The organism is Chroococcidiopsis sp. CCNUC1, assembly GCF_023546805.1.
Lineage (GTDB): Bacteria > Cyanobacteriota > Cyanobacteriia > Cyanobacteriales > Chroococcidiopsidaceae > Chroococcidiopsis > Chroococcidiopsis thermalis.
This window is the reverse complement of record NZ_CP097480.1, coordinates 4,279,666-4,301,684: the sequence shown is the minus strand read 5'-3', so window position 1 is coordinate 4,301,684 and position 22,019 is coordinate 4,279,666. Positions and strand designations below refer to the sequence as shown.

Annotated in this window: 6 protein-coding genes; all 6 read right to left on the bottom strand. The window is 44.7% G+C overall.

The annotated features are described in order from the left end of the window. Nucleotides 1–30: 30 nt before the first annotated feature. Nucleotides 31–4,611: a non-ribosomal peptide synthetase gene (locus tag M5J74_RS19765; RefSeq protein ID WP_250012896.1), complete on the bottom strand. Its 4,581-nt coding sequence runs from the start codon at nucleotides 4,609–4,611 to the stop codon at nucleotides 31–33. A 75-nt stretch (nucleotides 4,612–4,686) separates the two neighbouring features. Next, a complete protein-coding gene (locus M5J74_RS19760; protein ID WP_250012894.1) occupies nucleotides 4,687–10,236 on the bottom strand; it encodes a non-ribosomal peptide synthetase in 5,550 nt (1,849 codons plus the stop codon). Continuing rightward, nucleotides 10,199–15,169, bottom strand: a complete 4,971-nt coding sequence (locus M5J74_RS19755) for a type I polyketide synthase (RefSeq protein WP_250012893.1) — start codon at nucleotides 15,167–15,169, stop codon at nucleotides 10,199–10,201. The genes M5J74_RS19760 and M5J74_RS19755 overlap by 38 nt, the downstream gene beginning before the upstream one ends. An 86-nt stretch (nucleotides 15,170–15,255) precedes the next feature. Further along, the gene (locus M5J74_RS19750; protein ID WP_250012891.1) at nucleotides 15,256–18,714 is read right to left on the bottom strand and encodes an amino acid adenylation domain-containing protein; all 3,459 of its coding nucleotides are present in this window, start codon (nucleotides 18,712–18,714) and stop codon (nucleotides 15,256–15,258) included. 10 nt (nucleotides 18,715–18,724) lie between these two features. Further along, complete coding sequence (locus M5J74_RS19745; protein ID WP_015155646.1) at nucleotides 18,725–20,386, bottom strand: NAD(P)/FAD-dependent oxidoreductase; 1,662 nt, start codon at nucleotides 20,384–20,386, stop codon at nucleotides 18,725–18,727. A 52-nt stretch (nucleotides 20,387–20,438) separates the two neighbouring features. Next, the gene (locus M5J74_RS19740; protein ID WP_250012890.1) at nucleotides 20,439–21,992 is read right to left on the bottom strand and encodes a 3-oxoacyl-ACP synthase III family protein; all 1,554 of its coding nucleotides are present in this window, start codon (nucleotides 21,990–21,992) and stop codon (nucleotides 20,439–20,441) included. Between the last annotated feature and the right edge of the window lie 27 nt (nucleotides 21,993–22,019).

Here is a 22,019-nt window from a genome sequence, read left to right as displayed (position 1 = left end):
GATTATGGAATTCCAAAACTCTCCCAGCCCCTAGTTCCTCTTATCTTGCCTACGGCGTTTTTGTTGAGCAACTTCTTTTCGCTTCTCACCGCGATCGCTACCCTGTTGCAGAACAGGTGTTTCGTTTGCCTCATTACTTAAATAGTTAGCCAAAGAGCTAATATTTGGATATTCAAAAATTTTGACTAAGGGAAAATCTCTTTGTAGGGTAGTTTGTAACTTGTGGTGAACCTGAGTCGCGACTAAAGAATCTCCACCCAAATCGAAAAAGTTATCTTGAGTCCCGACCTGCTCAATGCTAAGGCACTCAGTCCAAATCGCTGCGATTGTTTCCTCTAGTGGAGTTTGTGGTGCTACAAAAGTTTTTTCTCGATCGAGTTTTACCAATCTGATAGTAGAAAGTGCTTGCCGATCTATTTTGCCGTTAGAGGTCAGTGGTAAAGCTTCTAGTAAATTATAAGCACAAGGAATTGCATATTCAGGTAACTTTTTCTGCAAAAAACTGTTCAATTCATTTGGCTTAAATCGCTTGATAGAAGCTGGTGCTTGAGCAAGTAAAACATCAAAGCCGAGAAATTCAGGGACAGTATTTGCTTGGTTAAAAATGACACAATTTTTAAATCCTTGTGCGGCTAGTAACTGCTGCCATTTTTCTCTTGATAGCAGCGGATGATTTTGACGTAGTTCTTCATCCTCGAAGCGATCGAAACCTTGTTGGAGTCCCATACCTAAATCGAAAGGTCGGTGAAACTTGGTTTCTTCTATCAGTAGCAGTAAACCGTTAGGAGCTAACAAAGACCGTAGATAGCGCAAAGTCTCTTCTAGATTACGAACAACGTGGAGTACGCTCGATGCAACGACTACATCAAAAGAATGGGGTTCGTAACCCTGTTTTTGCGGATCTTCTTCTATATTCAACAGGCTTGTTTTCAGAAATGGATACGCTCCAAACTGTTGCTGAGCCAACTGCATGAAATAGTTAGAAATATCAGTATAAAAATAGGTAGTCCTTTCTGGGGGTAATACAGGTAATAAATAAGCTGTGGTTGAGCCTATGCCTGCACCAACTTCTAGAATTCGCAATTGTGCTTCTGGTTGCCAAAATTGCACTACTGCACGTATAACCGTGCTGGCAATGGTATTGCAATACTTAAATAGTTTTTGGTAAATTTCTGCGGTTTCCTCAGAAGCATAGATCTGTGCCGAGTGTAGGTTTTCTGTGAGGATATCTGGTAAATGGTTAGCAGTATGCAACAAGGAATTGGTCATTGCTTGGGATAACCCCAATTTTTGAGCAGCTTCAGATTGAAAACCTGCCGCTAGCGTTGATAAAACTTCTGTAGATAGGGGAAGAGTATTTTCAAAAACTTCACCATGCTGTTGTAGCAACCCCTCTTCCACCAGTGTTTTTAAGGCTCGTTTCAACCATTTATCATAACGAGGCTTAATCTGACACTTCTGCATTAGATCGTCTAGGGAATATTTTTCATGCGATCGCACAAACACATCTAGTTTTTTCAGCGCCAAACGTACAGAGCTAATGTATAACTTATCCAAAAGCTGCCAGTAAGCTGAAAAAGTAGAAACATCAACCCAGTCAAAGGTTTGTTGAGCTTGTCGGCAACCTACTTCTACTAGAGATTTCCAAAGAGATTGCATTTGTGAAGGGTCTGCCTGCTCTATTTCAAATAGAGTTGTTGTCTCCTCCTGTGGCACTAAATAAGCTACTAATTGTTTGTTTCCTTGTTTTTCACCAACAGCTGCGATCGCCCCATCTTTAACATCTGGATGCTGCTTCAGTGCGGTTTCAATCTCCCCTAATTCAATTCGATAACCTCTAATCTTGACTTGAGAATCTTCCCTACCTAGAAACTCAATATTACCATCAGGCAAATAGCGACCTAGATCGCCAGTACGATAAAGGCGATCGCCCGTGACGGGATGAGTGATAAAACTATTGGCAGTTTTTTCTTCGTTCCGCCAGTAACCTTGGGCTAGTCCGACTCCACCAATATAAAGTTGCCCTGGAACCCATACGGGAACTGGCTCTAACTTGTCATTGAGGATGTAAAATTGCTGGTTTGCCATTGGATACCCATAAGGGATACTCTTCCAAGATGGGTCTACCTGTTGAATCGGGTAGAGAATAGACCAGATCGAAGCTTCAGTTGCACCTCCCAGACTCACTAACTCTACTTCTTGCACCCGTGCGCGAATTTGCTCTGGTAAATTCAAGGGTATCCAATCGCCGCTCAGCAGCACTAACCGCAAGGAATCGAGGCTGCACTCAGAGCGATCGCTGACGTATTGTACGAGCATTTGCATTAGGGCAGGTACGGAATTCCAAATTGTAACCTGCTGTCGCAAAATCATTTCTACCCAATGTGCAGGGTCTTTAGTAGCGGCTGCGTCTGGGATTACAATAGTTCCACCCGCTGCTAAAGTGCCAAAAATATCGTAAACTGACAGGTCAAAACTTAGGGAGGAGAGAGCTAGCACTCGGTCTTGTGAGTTGATACTAAAGCGTTGGTTGATATCGACAATTGTGTTGACAGCGCCACGATGATCGATCGCCACTCCTTTAGGTTCCCCAGTAGAGCCAGAGGTGTAGATGACATATGCTAGGTTCTCTGGTGATGGGTAATGGGTAATTGGTAATGGGTAATTGGTAATGGGTAATTGGTAGTTGAAGGAATCTATACAAATCTGTTGAATACCTACTGGGTAATCTAGTTTTTCATTTAACTCCGATCGCGTTACAACTAGCTGGACTTCACCCTGTGCCAGCAAATGCCACTGACGTTCTTGGGGTAAAGCCGGATCGATGGGTACGTAGGCAGCACCAGCGATGAGAATACCCAAAACTGCCACGACTTGCTCCCAGCCTTTCTCCATCACTACGGCTACTAGGCGATCGGGGCTGGCTCCGAGTTGTCGCAGTTGTTGAGCTAGACAATGAGCGTGGTGAGACAGTTCCTCGTAGGTAAGAGTATGGCTGGATGTAATTACAGCAGGTTGCTGCGGGCGTTGGGGGACTTGGGCAGCAAATAAGGTATGGAGTAATTCAGTCGAGATGGGAGTGTTGGTAGCGTCGATCGCGGCTCTTTGTGCCAGTTGAGTCGGCGGTACTAATTGCAAGCTTGTCTCTTGCCATATCTTTTCCTCGGATACCAAACGGTTGAGGAGACGACAGTAGGCATCAAACATATCTTCTACCATGCCTTCAGGGAAGAGTTCTGCAACAAAATCCCAGTTGATAGATAAGCTACCATCGGATTTAACCGCATATTGATTGTCTATCCAAACTTGCGGTGTTTGGGAAATGCTGTAAACAAGCTTTGTCTGTTCTTCTAGAAAAGCGATCGCTGTCGGATTTTTATCATCTACTTGAGGTCCGTGAGTGAAGACAATTGGCATCGTGCCTGCCCTGGCAGCTTTGTCTTGAGCATTAGTCCACTCCCGTAGGACTCGGACTCCACTAACATATTCGTGTTCCAAATCTTGCCACAGCTGTGTCTGAATTCGCTGCGCTCGGACTTGAAAAGATTCCTGTCGCGTGTTGTCTATCTCCAGTAGGGTAAAGGAAGCACATTCACCAACAATCTCGTTTACCTGGGGATGGAAAGGCAGGCGATTGAAGGAAGGTATATTGATGGTGAATTTGGGAGATTTACTCCAAAGGGTGAGAACTTCTGCATAGGCGGCAAGCAAAACCCCTGTCGCAGTTAAGTTTGCTCGTGCAGCTCGCTTTAGCAGTTGCTGCCAGGTTTGAGAATCTAATGCGGACTGAAGGCGGATAAACTCAGGTTTGGCGATCGCGCTAGGATGTTTCGCTAAAGGTAATTCTGGCGCAGGTGGTAAGCTAGGAATGCGACTGCGCCAATAATCTAGAGAACGTTGGTAGATTGGAATATTTTCTAGGGTGCGGGAAGCTAGAACATAGTCGCGGAAGGAAATTTCCAAGCAAGGCAGGGGTTTCTCTGGTTGGTTGTAAAGTTGAGATAAATCTTGAAACAGCTTGATGCTACTCCAGTAATCGATGCACCAGCCATCTAAGCTCATATGGAGTCGGAAGTGGCGATCGCCCAGGTGAGTGGCAACAATCTCAAATTGGGGATACCGATCCAGGGGTAGCACTTGATGGGAGAGGCGATCGCGAATGGTTTGGATCTGGGAATTAATTGTTTGCTCGTCTCGACTCCGCAGATCCAAGACCTGAATTTCGTAAGGTGGTACGCGATCCAAAATCTGCTGCTGACCGTTTGGCAACACAACCGCTCGCAGCATATCATGATGGTCGATTAAGCGTTTCCAAGCGCAATTGAATCGCTCGATGTCTAAATCGACAGCATCAAGTTCTATGTAGTTATGCATGGACACGTTGCCCAAGTCAAACACATCGCTTCTACCGAGCCAGTAAGCTTGTTGCATTTCCGTCAGCGGGAAGGGTTGGTATCGGCTCTCGCGATCGGGAACAAGCTGAGGTATTGTTTCTTGTGCCTGCTGGGGATTGGGGGTTGCAATTTCGCCCTGTAGCAGCTTTGCCAATAGCTCTCGTTTAGATGCTGATAGTTTGGAGTTTTGAGCAGAAATGCTGCGATCTTGTACCATTTTCAGCTTTCCATATGATTTTTTAAAGCGAGCGTTCGCTGATATTTGCGGTCAAAAATTGTCTATTAGATAGACTTATGCAAGCAGTCCGTTATTGATGAGTTGTAGCAAATGTTCGGCTTCTTCTTCTGTCAATTTGGCAATTTTCTCAATTAATTTGTCTTCAATAGCTCTAGCTAATTCTGCAATTGTGGCAGCAGTTAATAACTGACGCAGACTTATTTCTAACATCGGTAATTTTTTACGAATCTCGGTTAGAATTTGTGTTGCTTGAAGAGAGTTTCCACCTAATTCAAAGAAATTATCGTTAATGCCTATTTGCTCTAGGCTCAGCACCTCACGCCAAATTTGGGCTAACATTTTCTCTTGAGGAGTCTGAGGAGCAACATAGGTTTTTTCTAGTTTAGGGGTAATAGGTGCAGGTAATGCCTTCCGATTCACCTTACCATTAGATGTCAGTGGCAGAGCATCCAAATTGACATAAACGGTAGGGATCGTATATTCAGGCAATTTCTGCTTTAAGAAGCTACGCAATTGTTCGTTAATGTCTTGCGCGTCCTCTTTAACCTCTGGTTGCAGCCATTGTATTGTTTGAGTATGTTCTACTTGACCACCCAGAAAACTATGCAATAATACGTGACTCGATCCTAACTCAAATAAATTTTGAATCGTTGCAGAATCCATGCGATCGCCAATCGGACACAGCCCAATTTTATGTTCGGGGGCTTCAGTCATGAGTAATTGGCTCATGTAACCAGCCTCCAACAAACAAAATTCTTTGGCTGATTCTCCATACAGTGGAGCGATCGCATCCAGTTGTCCGACTAGAAATAAGGAGAACGCCGAGCGATCGAAAATAGATTGATTGTATTCGCTGTAAAGTCTATTTTCAACCTGAGTGTCAGATGAAAGTAAGATCAATTGTCGCTCGACTGGATGATAATAATAAGTACCAGCTTCTATTCCTTCAACTCTGCCTGACTTGACATACAGATAAGTTTGAACTGGATAGAGATGTCCCGCAGAGGCATAGCGATATTTTGGTAAAGGAGAACCATCAAACTTAACTGGTGATAGACAGTGTAAAATTTCAACAAACTGTTTTAAAGGAATTGGAGCGGAGTTAAATTGTCGATAGCTTTGGCGTTTGACGTATTTTTGTAAGCTAGTTCGATCGAGATCGGGAAATGGCAATTGAATACACTTGCATTCTTGATTAATCTGTCGTAAGCCTGGTTGTTTGAGCCTAAATTCTAGGCGATCGACTGGATCTAAAATTAAGTTTTTGGCTTGCCGATCGACTAAAAAATCAATTTGTTTAGCGGGTTCTGAGCTTTCAGGAACTACATATGCTACTAATTGTTCGTTTCCTCGTTCTCGCATAGCTGTGACAACTGCTGCACGAACTTGCGAATGTTGCATCAGAGCCGCTTCAATTTCTCCAGCTTCAATCCGGTAGCCGCGAACCTTGAGTTGAAAATCCTCTCGTCCTAAAAATTCAATATTACCATCAGGTAGATAGCGCCCTAAGTCACCAGTCCGATAAAGGCGATCGCCCGTTTCTGGATGGGTGATAAAGCTAGCAGCAGTTTTTTCCTCATCGCGCCAATAGCCTTGAGCTAGTCCGATTCCACCAATATATAACTGCCCCGACACCCACACCGGACAAGGTTCTAGCATCTCATTTAAGACGTAGAAACGCTGATTTTGCATCGGTCGTCCGTAGGGGATACTTTTCCAAGCTGGATCGATGTCTGCAATGGGGTAGAGAATCGACCAGATCGAAGCTTCGGTTGCACCGCCTAAACTAATAACCTCGACCGTTGGCATTAAATCCTTGATGCGAGGAGGTAAAGTCAGCGGTAGCCAATCGCCACTCAACAGCACTAAGCGCAGTGTTTCAAGTTGAACTGGCTGTGCTGCTACATGGTCAACGAATAACTGCATTAAAGCGGGTACGGAGTTCCAGACAGTCACGCGATCGCGCACGACTAATTCTGCCCAATGTGCCGGATCTTTAGCAGCGATCGCATCGGGGATCGCAATAGTTCCACCCGCTGCTAACGTGCCAAAAATATCGTAAACTGACAAGTCAAAACTCAACGCTGAAACCGCCAGTACCCGATCCTCAGCACCAATTTGAAACCGTTGGTTAATATCGACAATAGTATTTAACGCCCCTCGATGGTCGATTGCCACACCTTTAGGTAAACCAGTCGAACCAGAGGTGTAAATGACATAAGCTAAATCTGTTGGTTGTTGCACAGCCTCTAAAGACTCGTCGCTTTCCCGATCCAGTTCAGCTGTATCTAGGCAAATTCTCTCAATTCCTGCGGGTAACTTTAATTTCTCAATCAGCCAAGATTGACTCAGCACGATGTTAGCGGCGCTATTTTCCAACAGATAAGCAATCCGCTCTTGCGGTAAGTCTGGGTCGATGGGTAAATAGGCGGCTCCAGCAGTGAGGATTCCCAACACGGCAACCACCTGCTCCCAGCCTTTTTCCATCACCACGGCAACTAACTGGTTGGGAGTTGCTCCCAAATTTCGCAAGCGATGCCCGATTCGATTAACGCAGCAGAACAACTCGCGGTATGTCAAAGTGCGATTAGATGCCACTACTGCCACTCGATCCGGTTGCTGTTGCACCTGCTGGAAAAACTTGGTGTGGAGTAGTCCTTCTGGAATGGGAGCATCAGTGAAATTGCTCGACTGTTGTGTTAATTGGACTTGCCGCTTTGTTGCCTGCCAAGCCGTCTCTGTCGTCGCTAACTGCCGTAGGAGATCGCAATAAGCAGCGAACATATCGTCCAGCAGCCCCTCTGGGAACACCTCATCCACGCTATCCCAATTTAAAACTAGCGTTCCCCCATCTTCATAAACCTGATGGTCTAATATGACTTGGGGTGTCTGGCTGACACTATAAACTAACTCACCAAACTTACTAATTGCTGAAGGTTGCGATGCTGCGCCTTGTTGGACGAGGTTACTAGTAAATACCACGGGCATGAGAATGCCACCCCCGCCTTGAATTTTGCTCCACTCCCGCAGAACTCGCACGCCGCTGACGTAGCTACGGTCTAAATCTTCCCATAGCTGTTTTTGCAGGCGTTGGGCGCGAATTTCAAAAGATTCGGCTTGGGAGTTATCAACTGCTAATAAAGTTAAGGAGGTAAAATCTCCTACTATTTCGTCAACTTCAGGATGGAGTGGCAGACGATTGAAGAGGGTTAAGTTAAGAGTGAATTGCGATCGCCTGCTCCATATTGTCAGCACTTCGGCAAAAGCTGCAATCAACAATCCTGAAGGAGTTAAGTTAGACTGACTGACTCGATGCTTCAATCGTCCCCAAATTTCTGCATCTAGTTTGTGAATCCGACGATGGAATCGCGATCGACCGATCGCAGCAAGATTTTTCACCAGTGGTAATTCTGGTGCAGGCGGTAATTGGGGTAAGCGATGCAGCCAGTAATCTAATGCACGCTGATAGTTTTCAGAAATTTGCAGTTTTTCTAAGGCTAAAACATAATCTCGAAATGAAAGTTCGCTGCTTTTCAGGGAAACATGAGGATTTTGGTAGATTTCATACAGCTGTTGCAGAATAATTTCAATACTCCTCAAATCTGCAATTAAAGCATCGAAGCTGATGTGAATCCGCACTCGCCCAGCATCTAACAAAGATACACAGATTTCAAACAAGGGAAAGCGATCGCTGGGTATGACTTGGTGAGATAGGCGATCGCGCACCTGCTCTATTTCTAATTCGATCTCTTCCTGACTTTTTCCCCGTAAGTCTTGGACTTGAATTTGAAAAGGCGGGACTTGCTCTAGAATTTGTTGCTGCCCGTCAGGACGTACAATTGCTCTCAGCATCTCGTGTCGCGAAATCAACCTCTGCCAAGCTCGGTTATAGCGATCGATGTCTAAATCGATGCAGTCAAATTCGCCGTAGAAATGAGTTGAGACGTTACCCAATGCAAAATCGCTACTGCGACCGATCCAGTAAGCTTGTTGAACTTCCGTCAAGGGAAACGGTTGAAATCGCTGTTCTGGAGCAAGCGCGATCGCAGGTAGGGAATTAGCTACATCCGGCTGTTTTGTCTCCTGTATTGCTTCTGTGCCAATTGCCGCAGCTAAACTAGCCACAGTGGGAGACTCAAACAACTGGCTTAAAAGCAGTTCTACACCAAAAACAGAACTCAACTTGGTTACGAGGCGGGTTGCAAGTAGAGAATGTCCCCCCAGTTCAAAAAAATCATCGTGAATACCTATTGGCTCTATACCTAGATATTCTTGCCAAATCTCGATAATCTTTTGCTCGGTTTCGTTTCTTGAAATAATATAAGAACTACTCAGTTCCGGTCGCGGATATGTTTGTTTAGATGAGTCAAGCCGCTCTGAATCTACTACTGTGTCTGTATTCTCTTGCTTGTTTTCAAGTACAAGATTGCGAGTTGAGACTAAAACTTGAGGTAGCGTACTGCCTAATATGCGACTAAAAATATCGACTCCTTCTGTAGGTAATAGTCCTACTTGAGGTAAGTTTCCTCGATTGATACCTGGAGTTACTACAATAGATTTTCTTTGTTCTTCTTTTCCTTGAAAAGAGACAATAACTTTGCCAATATGCTTGGCTTCAGACATATACTCAAAAGCACGAGTCACTGACTCGATGGGAAATATATGATGGGGTAGGGGGCGGAAGTTGTTAACTTGAAAATGCTGCACTATTTCGCGCCATATCCCTCTGAATTGAGGACGATCTGGTTCGATATTAATAGCAAAGAATGATATGTTATTTTCAAAAGGTAGTAGGCTCAGTTGACTATTCTTTAAAATATCTCTTCGTCCTAGTTCTAAAAAGCGTCCATAGGGTGCTAAAATTTTCAGATTTTTAGAGATAGCTTCACCTCCTAGTGAGTTTAAAACTACATCTACTCCTTTGCCAATACTGCGCTGCATCACTTCTTCAGCAAAAGCTAAAGAGCGAGAATTCATAATATGCTCAATACCCAAAGAGCGCAAAAATTCCTGTTTTTCAGGATTGCCAGCCGTAGCAAAAATTTCTGCTCCTATCCATTGAGCAATTTGTACGGCAGCCAACCCTACACCACCAGTAGCAGCATGAATCAGAATGCGATCGCCTTTACTCAGCCTACCCAATGTTATTAGGGCGTAATACGCTGTCATAAAAGCAACTGGGATCGTTGCTGCTGCTTCTAGGCTGAGATGAATTGGTTTTAGTGTTACGCACTGAGCGGAAATTGTAATGAATTTGCTAAAACATGAAGAACCAAAGGCAATAACTTCATCGCCAATTTCAAAACCTTCAACTCCTTCCCCTACTGCTACTATTTTTCCGGTACACTCTAAACCAAATTCAATCTGAACATCTGGCGAACAAGGAATTAAACCTAGTGCTAGTAAAACTTCTTTAAAATTAAGTCCAGTAGCACAAACTTCGATTTCTACTTCATCCCAGTCTGGTTTTTGGCGCTGAACGCTTTTAAATTCAAGACTATCCAATAAACCAAGTTGAGAGATTTGTAGAAAAAAGTTTTCGCTGTCAGGAATAGTGGCAATATCTTTACTTTGAGAGAGAGAGACTGTGTTGCTTGGTGTCATGGAATTGCCTCAAAGTATAATCTTCAATTTCTATCAGTTCTGTTCCCAGGTCGTCTAAAATCGTAAGATTGAATTTTAAATTTCCTGACGGAGAACGATCCAATAAACGGCTGTAGCTATAAATTTTTGCTGGCAAAGAGCCTTTAATTGTTAGCTTTTTGTAAGAAAAAGGTAGATAATAGCTTTCGCCTCTAAACTCATCAACTAAAAAATGAACCGCTAAATCAAACAAGGCTGGATGCAATTTATAGGAACCGATATCATCTATAAATTCTTGAGATAATTCTAGGAGAGCCAAACCTCGATTTTGTCCTAGATTAACCTGTTTTAAATTATTCCATCTAGAACCAAATTCTGCAAATCCCTTGAGAGGGTGATAATTGTTCTGAATAACATTTTTGCCTTCGTTGCACTTTGATTCCAGTTCTGCGATCGCTAATTTTTGAGATGAATCTACATCGAGAGAAGTTATTTCACCGATCGCGTGTTCTAACCATTGCTCTGATTCTGAATTCAAGTAACTGACAATCTTAAACTCAAAGCGATCGCCCTTCTGTTTCAGAATTGTCCGTACTTCTTTTTCTACATCGTCTTCTACAATTAAAGGCGTTGGGAAATAAACTTCCCTCATTTGAGTCGCACGAGTATTTTGTTGATGAGTGTGGTTTGCCCAAGCTGCCAAAGCCATTTCAAGAAAAGCTGTGCCTGGAACCATTGCTTTTCCCATTAACCTGTGTTCCTTCAGAATCCAGTGCTTGCTAACACTCAATTTAGAAATATAAAATTCCTGGGAATTCTCAATAATGCAAGAGTCGAATAAAGGATGGTTGACTGCTAGAGATTGAGTTTTAGTAACTGAGTTGGCTGGCGATCGCTTCGCCGTTGCTGCCATCCCGACTTCTTGCCATACATCCCAATTAATCCCTACTGTAAATGTACCATCTGTGGTAGTTTTGTAGTGAGCGAAAGCATCCAGAAAGGCGTTGGCTGCACAATAATCTACCTGTCCGAATCCGCCTTGTGCTGAAGCTAGGGACGAACAGAGAACAAAGAAATCTAACTGGGTGTCTTTGAGCAGAGTATCGAGAACTACTGTACCCTTGACTTTAGGGGCGAGGACTCTTTCTGCTGCCTCAAAGGTTTTGCGCCCGATCGCACCACCGCCAGCAACGCCAGCGGCGTGAATAATGCCGTTAAGTTGTCCAAATTGCTGTTTTGCTTGAGCGATCGCCTGTTGCACTTGTTCTAAATTAGCAACATCAGCATTTGCGACGATCGCCTGTGCGCCTAGTGCTTCTAGTTCCTGCACTTTGCGGATTTGATAACTGGTGCGATCGCTTTCGTCGTGAGTCGCTAGCCATGTTTGCCAATCTGCTCTAGCAGGAAAAGCAGAACGCCCGATCAGTAATAATTTGGCTCTAACTGTTTTCGCTAGATATTCCGCCAGCACTAGCCCAACTCCTCCGAGTCCACCTGTAATCAGATAAACTCCCCTTTCCCTCAGTCTTGGTGTCTTGGCGGCGGTTTCCTCTAATCGAACTGGTTCCAAAACTTGCACCCAGCGGCGATCGTCGCGATAGGCGCTGATTTGCTCAAAAGTAGGAGCTGTAAGCTCTGTTAGCAATTGGTTGACTAGTTGCTCGTTTTGCCCAACAGATAGATCGATGCTGCGACAGGTGATATTTGGATATTCTAAAGGAATGACTTTAACGGCTCCAAGTAGAGTTGCTTTTTCTGGATGGATTTCTGCTTGAGTAACTGGCTGCATATTACTAGATACAACCGCAATTTGTAGCTTTTGCGTCACATTCTGCTTGCCAATTGCTTGAGCGAGAAACAGCAGGCTATAAAAACCTAAATATTGAGCTTGTTCGACTCCTGCCAGTTCCGATCCGGCATAACTTTGCGATGTAACATTCCACAGATGGACTATTGTAGCGGGGAGCTGGTTTTGGGCGCGTAGTTTGCTGAGTAAGACATTGTAATCATTGCCGTTTTGAGGATTGAGACTATATGTGAATTCATCGATCTGTGCAAACTCGGAACCAATTTGCACCGCGATCGCATTTTGTCCCTGTTGTTTGAGTTGTTTTAATAATTGCACGCTCAAGCCGCACCGATCTGCAAATACCAGAGTGCAACCCAAAATCGATGCATCTGAAGATTTATTGAGAGAAATATTAGTAGGTTTCCACTTGGGGACGTAAAACCAATCTGCAATATTGCGTTTGTCCTGTGCTGTGACCTGGGGAATATAGTTCTCTTTTTCTAGGGGAGTTGGAGGCATCTGTACCGCAGGAAGCGCAGCAGGCGGATCGATCCAATAACACTGGCGTTCAAAGGGATAAGTTGGCAGTGGTAGGCGACGGCGTTGTTCGCTAGCAGAAAATCTCGACCAATCCACCTGCACCCCCGTTAACCAAAGCCGCCCTAGCGCGTGCAGCACGAAAGCAACATCTGACTGTTCTTCCTTGGGATGACGCAGGGAAGATAATACAACCCGTCCAGGTGCTTGCTGTTTAGCTAAAGTGCTTAATGTTCGTCCAGGTCCAACTTCTAGGAAAACTCGTTTGGCATCTTGGAATAACTCGGCAATTCCTTCTGAGAATTGCACTCTTTGGCGCAGATGCCGCGCCCAGTAATTTTGGTCTGTTGCTTCTGCTGTGGTAATCCAAGTACCAGTGACATTGGAAATAAAAGCAAGTTGTGGGGGTTTGAGATCGATCGTTTTGAGATACTCGGTGAAAGGCTCGACGATCGCCTCCATCATTGCAGAATGAAAAGCATGGGAGGTATGCAGGTGGCGAAAGTCTATTCCCCGTGCTTGTAGTTCGCGTTCTAGTTGCTCGATTGCTAGCTCACAACCAGAAATTACGCTCAATTTGGGGGCGTTACTTGCTGCTAGTGAAAGGTTTTCATTGAGGAAAGATTGTACTTCCTCTGTCGATAAACCTACAGAAAGCATTTTTCCTGGTGGCATTTGTTGCATCAGCCGCCCGCGAGTTGCTACAACTGCTAAAGCATCTTCTAGAGAAAATACGCCAGCGATACAGGCTGCTACGTATTCTCCAATGCTGTGACCGATCGCCGCTACGGGGCGCACTCCCCAAGACATCCACAACTTAGCAAGGGCGTACTCGATAACAAACAGTGCTGGTTGGGCGATCGCAGTTTGTTGTAGTTGCTGTGCTGCATTTTGGGTGTCTGTGGTGGGAAACAATACTTCTGCTAAATTCAGCTGAAGATGAGGTTGGAGCAATTCAAAACAGCGATCGCACTCTGCTTGGAATGTCGCTTCACTTTCGTAGAGTTCCCGCGCCATGTTTGCGTACTGCGCTCCTTGACCGGAAAACATAAACACGACAGAGCGATCGTCCTCCTGAATCTGTGTCATGACTCTTTGTGGAGTTGCTGATTCTAGGGTGGCGATCGCGTCTTCCAAGTTTTCTACTACAGTCATGCGGCGATGATGAAATTCCCGCCGACCGACTTGGAGGGTGTAAGCTACATCAGGTAGATTGAGTTGTGGATGCTGTTTTAAGTGCCGCACCAAATTAGTTGTAGCCGCTTCTAAGGCAGAACTAGTTTTCGCAGACAGCACTAAAAGTTGATATTTTCTCCCTCGTTCCTCCTGATTGCATTCAACAAGAGCTTCTTCTAAAATTGCATGGGCATTAGTACCACCAATACCAAAGGAACTAACGCCTGCTCGACGGGGAGAGCCGTTAGCTTGCCACTCCCTCAGCTTGTTATTGACATAGAACGGGCTATGCTCGAAATTAATTTGAGGATTAGGCTGCTCGAAGTTAATACTGGGTGGTAGTAACTTATGGTGCAGTGCCAAAGTTGTCTTGATCAAGCTAGTAATTCCTGCGGCTGCATCTAGATGACCGACATTAGTTTTCACTGACCCAATCGCACAATAGCCTTTTCGATCGGTGCTGAGCCTAAACGCTCGTGTCATCGCCGCTACTTCAATTGGGTCGCCCAAAGGAGTTCCAGTGCCGTGAGCTTCCATATAGGTGATGGTTTTTGGCTCGACTTCAGCCATGACTTGAGCAGCATGAATTACTCTGGCTTGACCGTCTTCGCTGGGCGCGGTGTAGCCTATTTTTGAACTTCCATCATTATTAATCGCTGAGCCTTTAATAACTGCATAAATATAATCTCGGTCTGCGATCGCATCTTCTAATCTTTTGAGTACAACTACGCCAATGCCATTGCCACCTAGAGTACCGTTTGCCTTGGCATCAAACGCTCTACAATGTCCATCGGGTGAAATAATTTCATCTGGAGATAAAGTTAATTCATTCTGAGGAACTTTAACGGCAACACCAGCAGCCAAAGCCATATAACATTCACCGCCCAGTAAGCTTTGACAGGCTAAGTGAACTGCAACTAACGAACTAGAACAAGCTGTGCCAACACTGATACTTGGACCTTTGAGATTAAGTTTATAAGAAACGCGGCTGGGGACATAATCTTTATCTACTCCAATCAGACTTTGTAAGCCGCCAATCGATTGCAGTAAATCTCGGTGAGGATAAAGGTTATAGTACAGGTAATATCCCATCCCGACCCCAGCATATATTCCTATAGCTCTGTTTTCTCGTTCGGAGTCATACCCAGCATTTTCTAAAGCTTCCCAAGCACACTCTAAAAACATTCGGTGCTGGGGGTCCATAATTTCAGCTTCTCTAGGATTGAAACCAAAGAATGAAGCATCAAAGAGTTCTACATCTTGCAGGACAGCTCCAACCTTAACTTTCTGCTTTGACTGCTTGGACTTATCTGAAACGCGATCGGGAAAACTAGAAACAAGTTCTACTCCATCGAGTAAATTTTTCCAAAATCCATCGATATCTTTACTACCAGGAAAACGCCCTGACATTCCAATTATTGCTATTTCTAAGCCATTAGTTTCAGAATTCATAAGCTATAGTAATTTTATCAAAGTCTAATTTGTGAAATGATAGATCGCCTCTCTACACAGCTTGATTTTCTTGCCTCAAACTGGACTCAACTTATGGCGGCTGATTTTTTATACCTTTGCTTGAGCCGATTTTTCCCTGCTGCTAATTCTTTATCCGACTCAGCACTTTGCTGCTGTAAAGATGATGCTGTTTGATTCGCGCTTAAATATTGAGCTAAAGATCTGACAGTCGAGTAGTTAAATAAATCGACTATTGACAAATATTGTACCGCATCTGGCATCACTTTTTTGAGATTGCTATAAATTTTTGTTAGCAGTAACGAGCTACCACCAATTTCAAAAAACTTATCATTTACACCCACTTTTTCTAGGTCTAAGACTTCTTGCCAAATAGTAGCAATACCTTGTTCGATCTCGTTCTGAGGTGCTACGTAAGTCACTGCCAATTGCAACAATCCATCTGGACTAGGCAACGCTCGACGGTTAACTTTTCCATTTGCAGATAGTGGTAAAGCATCCAAAAATAGAAAAACTGACGGCAGCATATAGTCTGGTAGTTTGTCACCTAGAAAACAGCGCAGTTCCTCTAAAGAAATTTCCCATTCTGGGACTACGTAAGCTACTAGGCGCTTGTAAGTTGATTGTTCTCCTGCAACAGTGACGACTGCTTGCCGCACGGCAGAATGTTGCATCAGTACCGCCTCAATTTCCCCTAACTCAATCCGGTAGCCACCAATCTTGACTTGAAGATCTTCTCTACCGAGGAATTCAATATTTCCATCAGGAAGGTAGCGACCCAAATCGCCCGTGCGGTACAAACGCTCTCCTGTAAGAGGATGAGTGATAAAACTAGTTGTGGTTTTAGCTTCATCCCGCCAGTAACCCTTTGCTAAACCAATACCTCCAATATAAAGCTGCCCTGGAACCCACACGGGACATGGTTCGAGTAATTCATTCAACACCTGAAAATGTTGATTTGCCATCGGACGACCGTAGGGAATACTTTTCCAGCTTGGGTCAACGGTTTGAACTGGATAAAGAATAGACCAGATCGATGCTTCTGTCGCACCCCCTAAGCTAATTGTCTGGACGTTTGGCACGAGGGCTTTAAGGCGATCGCTCAAGCCTAGCGGCAGCCAATCTCCACTTAGTAAGGCTAACCGCAGACTTGCTAAGATTTGAGGATTATCCGCCGCGTAGTCCACCATCATTTGCATCAATGCTGGTACAGAGTTCCAGATCGTCACTTTGTGCTGCACCATCAATTCTGACCAACGGGCAGGCTCTCGCTCTAACGATGCTTCGAGGAGAACAATTGCTCCTCCAGCTGCCAACGTGCCAAAAATATCGTAGACCGACAAATCAAAACTGAGGGCAGAAAGGGCTAAAACTCGGTCGTCGGAACTGACACCAAAACGCTGGTTGATATCGAGGATGGTGTTGACAGCACCGCGATGGGCGATCGCTACTCCTTTCGGCAAACCTGTGGAACCGGATGTGTAGATCAGGTAAGCTAAATCGTCGGCTGTTTGGATTAGTTCTAACGGTTGCGTGCTTTCGTCGGCTAAATCTTCAGTATCTAGGCACAGTTGTTGTACTTCCGCCGGCAATTCTAATGTCTCATTCAGCCAAGATTGGGTGAGAACAAGCTTAGCCTCACTATTTTCTAACAGATATAGTATGCGCTCTTGAGGTAGACCAGGATCGATAGGAACGTAAGCAGCTCCAGCAGCCAGAATACCCAAAACAGCTACAATTTGCTCCCATCCCTTTTCCATCACAACAGCCACTAATTGGTTGGGAACGGCTCCCAGCTGCCGCAATCGGCGACCAACCTGATTGGAGCGATCGTAGATCTCTCGGTAGGTGAAGCTGCGTTGAGGCGCAATGACAGCAGTTGCTTCTGCCCTTGCTCGTACTTGGGCTGTAAATAGAGCGTGCAGCGTGGATTCAGAAACTGGCACTGTCGTGGCGTTAACAACATCCCGTCGTAGCAACTGAGCAGGTGGTACGAGCTGTCGAGTAGGAGCCAGCCAAGCAGATTCAGAAGTTACCAGTTGTTTGAGCAGGGAGCAATAAGCCTCAAACATATCAGCTATTAACCCTTCAGGGAAGAGTTCTTCCACCACATCCCAATTGAAAGTTAAGGCTCCCTTTTCCTCCCAAACTTGTACGTCTATCCAAACTTGGGAAGCTTGGCTGATGCCATAAACTAGTTCGCCAAAATGACTAAACGTTTGAGTTTCCTGACCGAGAGAATCTAAGCCTAAAGTGCTGGTAAATACAACTGGTATGGCGCTGGGAGCCGTACCTTGCCTGCGGGCTAGTTCTCGCGTTACGCGCACTCCATTGAAGTAACGGTGTTCTAAATCTTGCCACAGTTGTCGTTGAATGCGAACGGCGCGATCGCTAAATGATGCGGGGATGGAATTGTCTACTGCTAACAAAGTGGCGGAGGTGAAATCTCCTAAAATGTCATAGACTTGAGGGTGTAGCGGCAAGCGATTAAATAGGGCGAGGTCGATTGTAAAGCGCGGATTTTTACTCCAAAGCGTCAAAATTTCTGCTAGAGCAGCGAGTAGGACTCCAGAAGGGGTCAATCCGGCTTGAGTTGCCCGTAGCTTCAACTGTTGCCAGTCGGCTGATTCTAGCCTTCTATCATAGCGCCGACACCGAGGTTGTTTGAGTTCTTTGGGATTCTTCGCTAAGGGTAAGTCTGGCGGTGGAGGTAAACTGTCTAAGCGGCTGAACCAATAATCCTGCGATCGCCTGTACAATTCTGTTTGTTGCAGGTTTTGCTCTGCCAAAACATAATCTCGGAATGAAAGTTCTAGAGATGGCAACACCAAGTCAGGATTTTGGTAAAGTTGAAACCACTCTGCGAATAGGCGGAACAAACTCCAAGCATCAAATACAAGCAAGTCGTAGCTAACGTGCAACCGGACGCGCCCCCGATCCAACAGCGTAGCGTGACATTCAAATAGGGGGCATCGATCGGCTGGTAACACCTGATGGGAGAGCCGATCGCGAATTGCTTCTAGTTGAGAGATTACTGCTTCTTCGTCCTGTCCTCGCAGGTCTAAAACCTGAATTTCAAAAGCAGGTACGGATTCAAAAATTTGTTGTTGACCGTCAGGTAATATGACTGCCCGCAGCATATCGTGGCGGGCAATTAGTTGTTGTAGCGCCCAGTTCAAGCGTTCTACGTTTAGATCGTTTCCCTCAATTTCGTAATAACCGTGATTGGAAACGCTACCTAGATCGAATACCCCACTACGACCCAGCCAGAAAGCGTGTTGCATATCAGTCAAGGGAAAAGGTTCGTACCGCTGCGTTAGGGCTGGTGCAATTGCTGGTAGGGCAACTGTTGCGATCGCGCTATGCTGCCGTAGTAACAGCAGAAGTTCGGCTTTATGCTCAGTTAGTGCCTGCCGCAGTTCTGGAGCGATCGCCCCTTTTGGTGCGTCAACTAAGAGTGAATCTCCATCGGCAGATAGTTTTACGCCTCGATCGGAAAGATTGGTTAAAAGTGAATGCAAATCCATTTCTCCCCCCCTATCTACTAGCTGTAGCTAACTTGACAGCAGCTAACAAATCTTCTGTATCGTAGTCAAAATATTTCTTAATCTCTGGTTTTTTAGCAGTTTTCACCCAAGACAAAAAGCGCGAATATTCAGATTTAAATAGTTCGGATTCCATATCTACATCTTTTTGTAGAGGATCTGCCATGCGCCAAAAGTTAGGAGGTAGAAAATCTATTGAATTAATTGCCGACATTAATTGACTGGCTGCTTCATCTGGAGATAGTAAACCTGCTTCCACTTTTTCAACTGTTGCAGTAGCTGTTTGGAAAAAGTTTTCTCCCAACCCTTCATAACTAGGGGTTAGGCTATCTAAATTTTCATCATCTTTAGCTAACTCTTTACCTTTACCTGCGGCAATCTTTAGCCTTTTTCTCAAACCAGCTTTTGCCTGACGCACAAAGCTTCCCAGTATCCAGACTCTTCTCCAAGCATTCCAAAGATTAAAGTTAGAAAAAGCAATATACGAACAGTTTACTAAGTTATCATTGTAATTAAAAAGTTTTTGCTGTAAACACTCAATATCGGCAAAATGCTCTGAGGAATAGTCGTTATCTGCTAGAGCTTTCATAATCCGAGCAGCTAAAGCAGTAATAATCGTACAACTATTGACTAATCCAAAGGAATAGAGCGCATCAATAAATCCTGCTGCATGAGGTAGTAGATAAAACCTTTCTCCCATACAGGAACGAGATGAATATTGCAAGCGATCTGTTGACACCCAGTTACGCACGGGTTCAGCATCTTCAAACTGATTGGCAATACTAGGAAATCGTGCTAGAAAATTTTGAAACTCCTGTTCGGGAGATACATCAGTTTTAGGAAAGCGCCTAGAATCAAAGTTCAATCCTACGCTACATATTGGGTTAGTCGAGCGAGCGTGATTATTGAATGGAATTACCCACATCCACCCACCATCAAATACATGATGCAGAGTACCTTGATGCCATAGTAAGTTATCTTGACTTACTCTCACAGATGATACGCAATCATCATATTTTTTCACACCTACCATGTGAGTGAAAATACTTCTTGAATGCGTTTTATATCGAGTTGGATTTTCTTGCAACTCTAACTTACGGCTCAGTAAAGAATTATGACCGCTAGCATCAACTAAATAGTTAGCGTTGAACGAAGTGCCATTTTCAATTTCAACTTCAACTCCTGTATGCAAATCTATTTTTATATCTGTAACTTTCGTATTTTCTAAAATTTTAGCTCCATAGTTTACGGCAACTTTTGCCATGTATTGGTCTATATCTTGGCGAAATAGATGGCTGCTAGGGTGAACGCCAACTTTGTTAGCTTCCTGCAAAGTTTGTTCTTCTCCTTCGCGATGGTATACGAAATTGAAAGAACGCTTTAATCCACAGGCAGAAGGTGAGATATGGTTACAGATATTCTCAAAAGAACTCAGGTATGAGATTTCTGGCACGGAATATTTATAACTCAAAATACTCATCATAAGATCTGTATCGGGAGTCATTGCTTCTCCAATCGCAAATCTAGGATGAGTACCTTTGTCAATCGTCAAAACTCGAATATTATGTCTTGCTAAAATAGTCGCCAAAATCGAACCTGCAAGTCCAGAACCCAGAATAATGACATCAAATTGTTTATTGCCGTTATAGCTCATGACGGGTTTTCTCTCATTTGGCTAATATTAATTTCAATTCAACACAATTGATTTAGATGCTCAATTGCTCTCTCTTTTCATTGCCCTCTGTGGCGACAATTGGTTTTGAGGTAACTAAATCTGTTAAAGCTAATTGGTACAGCACAAATTCAGCTAGATGAGCTATGGTGTTGTTCCCGATAAATTTCTCCATTGGCACTCGCACTGCAAGATCGGACTCAATTCGGCTTTTGAGTGCCACAGCTAGTAAAGAATCGAGTAACGAGACAAGTGATTGTTGTGGGTTGAGTTGAGTCAATGGCAGTTGGAGTGAATGAGCCAACCACTCTAAAACATAAGATTGTAATATCTGATGTCGTTGGGCTGATTTTGTAGCCAACAAGGTTTCTCTGGATAAACCAACTAATTTCTCGTTGCTAACGACAAGCCGATTGTCTCTATCTAGATTGCTGTCATGCCAAAGAACCAAATTTGTGTGAGTCACGTCGATCGGGGGAGTTGGAGCCGCACCTAACGCCACATCGCCCCAACGCATGACTGTAGCTGCTGCTGTAGCTGCCGCTCCATTAGTGTAGACAAGAACAAGATCGTTTTCCCGAATCTTACCCTCTTGTGCGGCATGGTACAGGTTCGCTAGAGGCAAGACTGAACCAATATTTGCATATCGAGGGTAAAGATCGATCGTGCGTTCTGGAGGGATATCTAAAGCTCGCGCACACACGCTAGTATACCAGGCTGTAGGCGCATTGAAAGCGAAAAAGTCAATTCGATCGAGGGTGAGATTGGCAGCAGCAACAGCTCCTTTACAGCAGGTACGGACAAAATCCACGGCTGTTTCGGCAAGCGCACTAGCGTTTTCGCCCGTTCGCGTGCAGATGCGCGGCTTGCCCTGTGCGTCTGCTACCAGTTCATACGAGTAAGCACCGCAAGTTGAGGTAGTCGGAACAATTTTCATACCGAGGATGCCTTGCTGAGGTTGAAGGGAACTGACAACGAAGGCTCCAGCACCGTCACCCATCGATCGTGAAAGAGTATCTTCCTCTGCAACCGCCTGAGAACCAATTTGCGAAACAACGACTAGTACGTTGCGATAAGCTCCTGCTTGCACCAAAGCACAAGCATTTTGCAGCGCTACTAAGGCGCTAGAGCAAGTCGATTCTAGATTCCATGCAGGGCAGTGTAATTCTAACTGTTGAGCAAGGTAGGTGGCATGACCAAGAGTAATCTGTTCGGAGAAAAGAGAAGAAGCGATCGCTAACTCAACTTCCGTTGGAGCAAGATTTGCTGCTGTCAATGCTTCTCTAGCAGCACGAACCTCTAGCGTTAGTGCTGACTCGTCTGCACCCAGTACCCGCCGCTCGACATTTCCCCGAAAAGGATCGGCTAAGTAGGGCGCTACTGCTTGCGACCAAATATCTAGCCCATTATTGGTAAAAGTGTCAGAGGTAGGACTATGCCTCTGCTGTCTAGCTCGTCTTGGCTCAACTTTAGCCAACTGGGGATACTTCTCCAGCCAATAATCGTTTGTCCGAATGGTGCTGGGAAAGCTAACTGCGAGCGAACGAATGCCCACAGGATGGTGGATCGTGACAGAACGTTGTTTCATGGCGATTGAGTTTCACAGTCATTACGG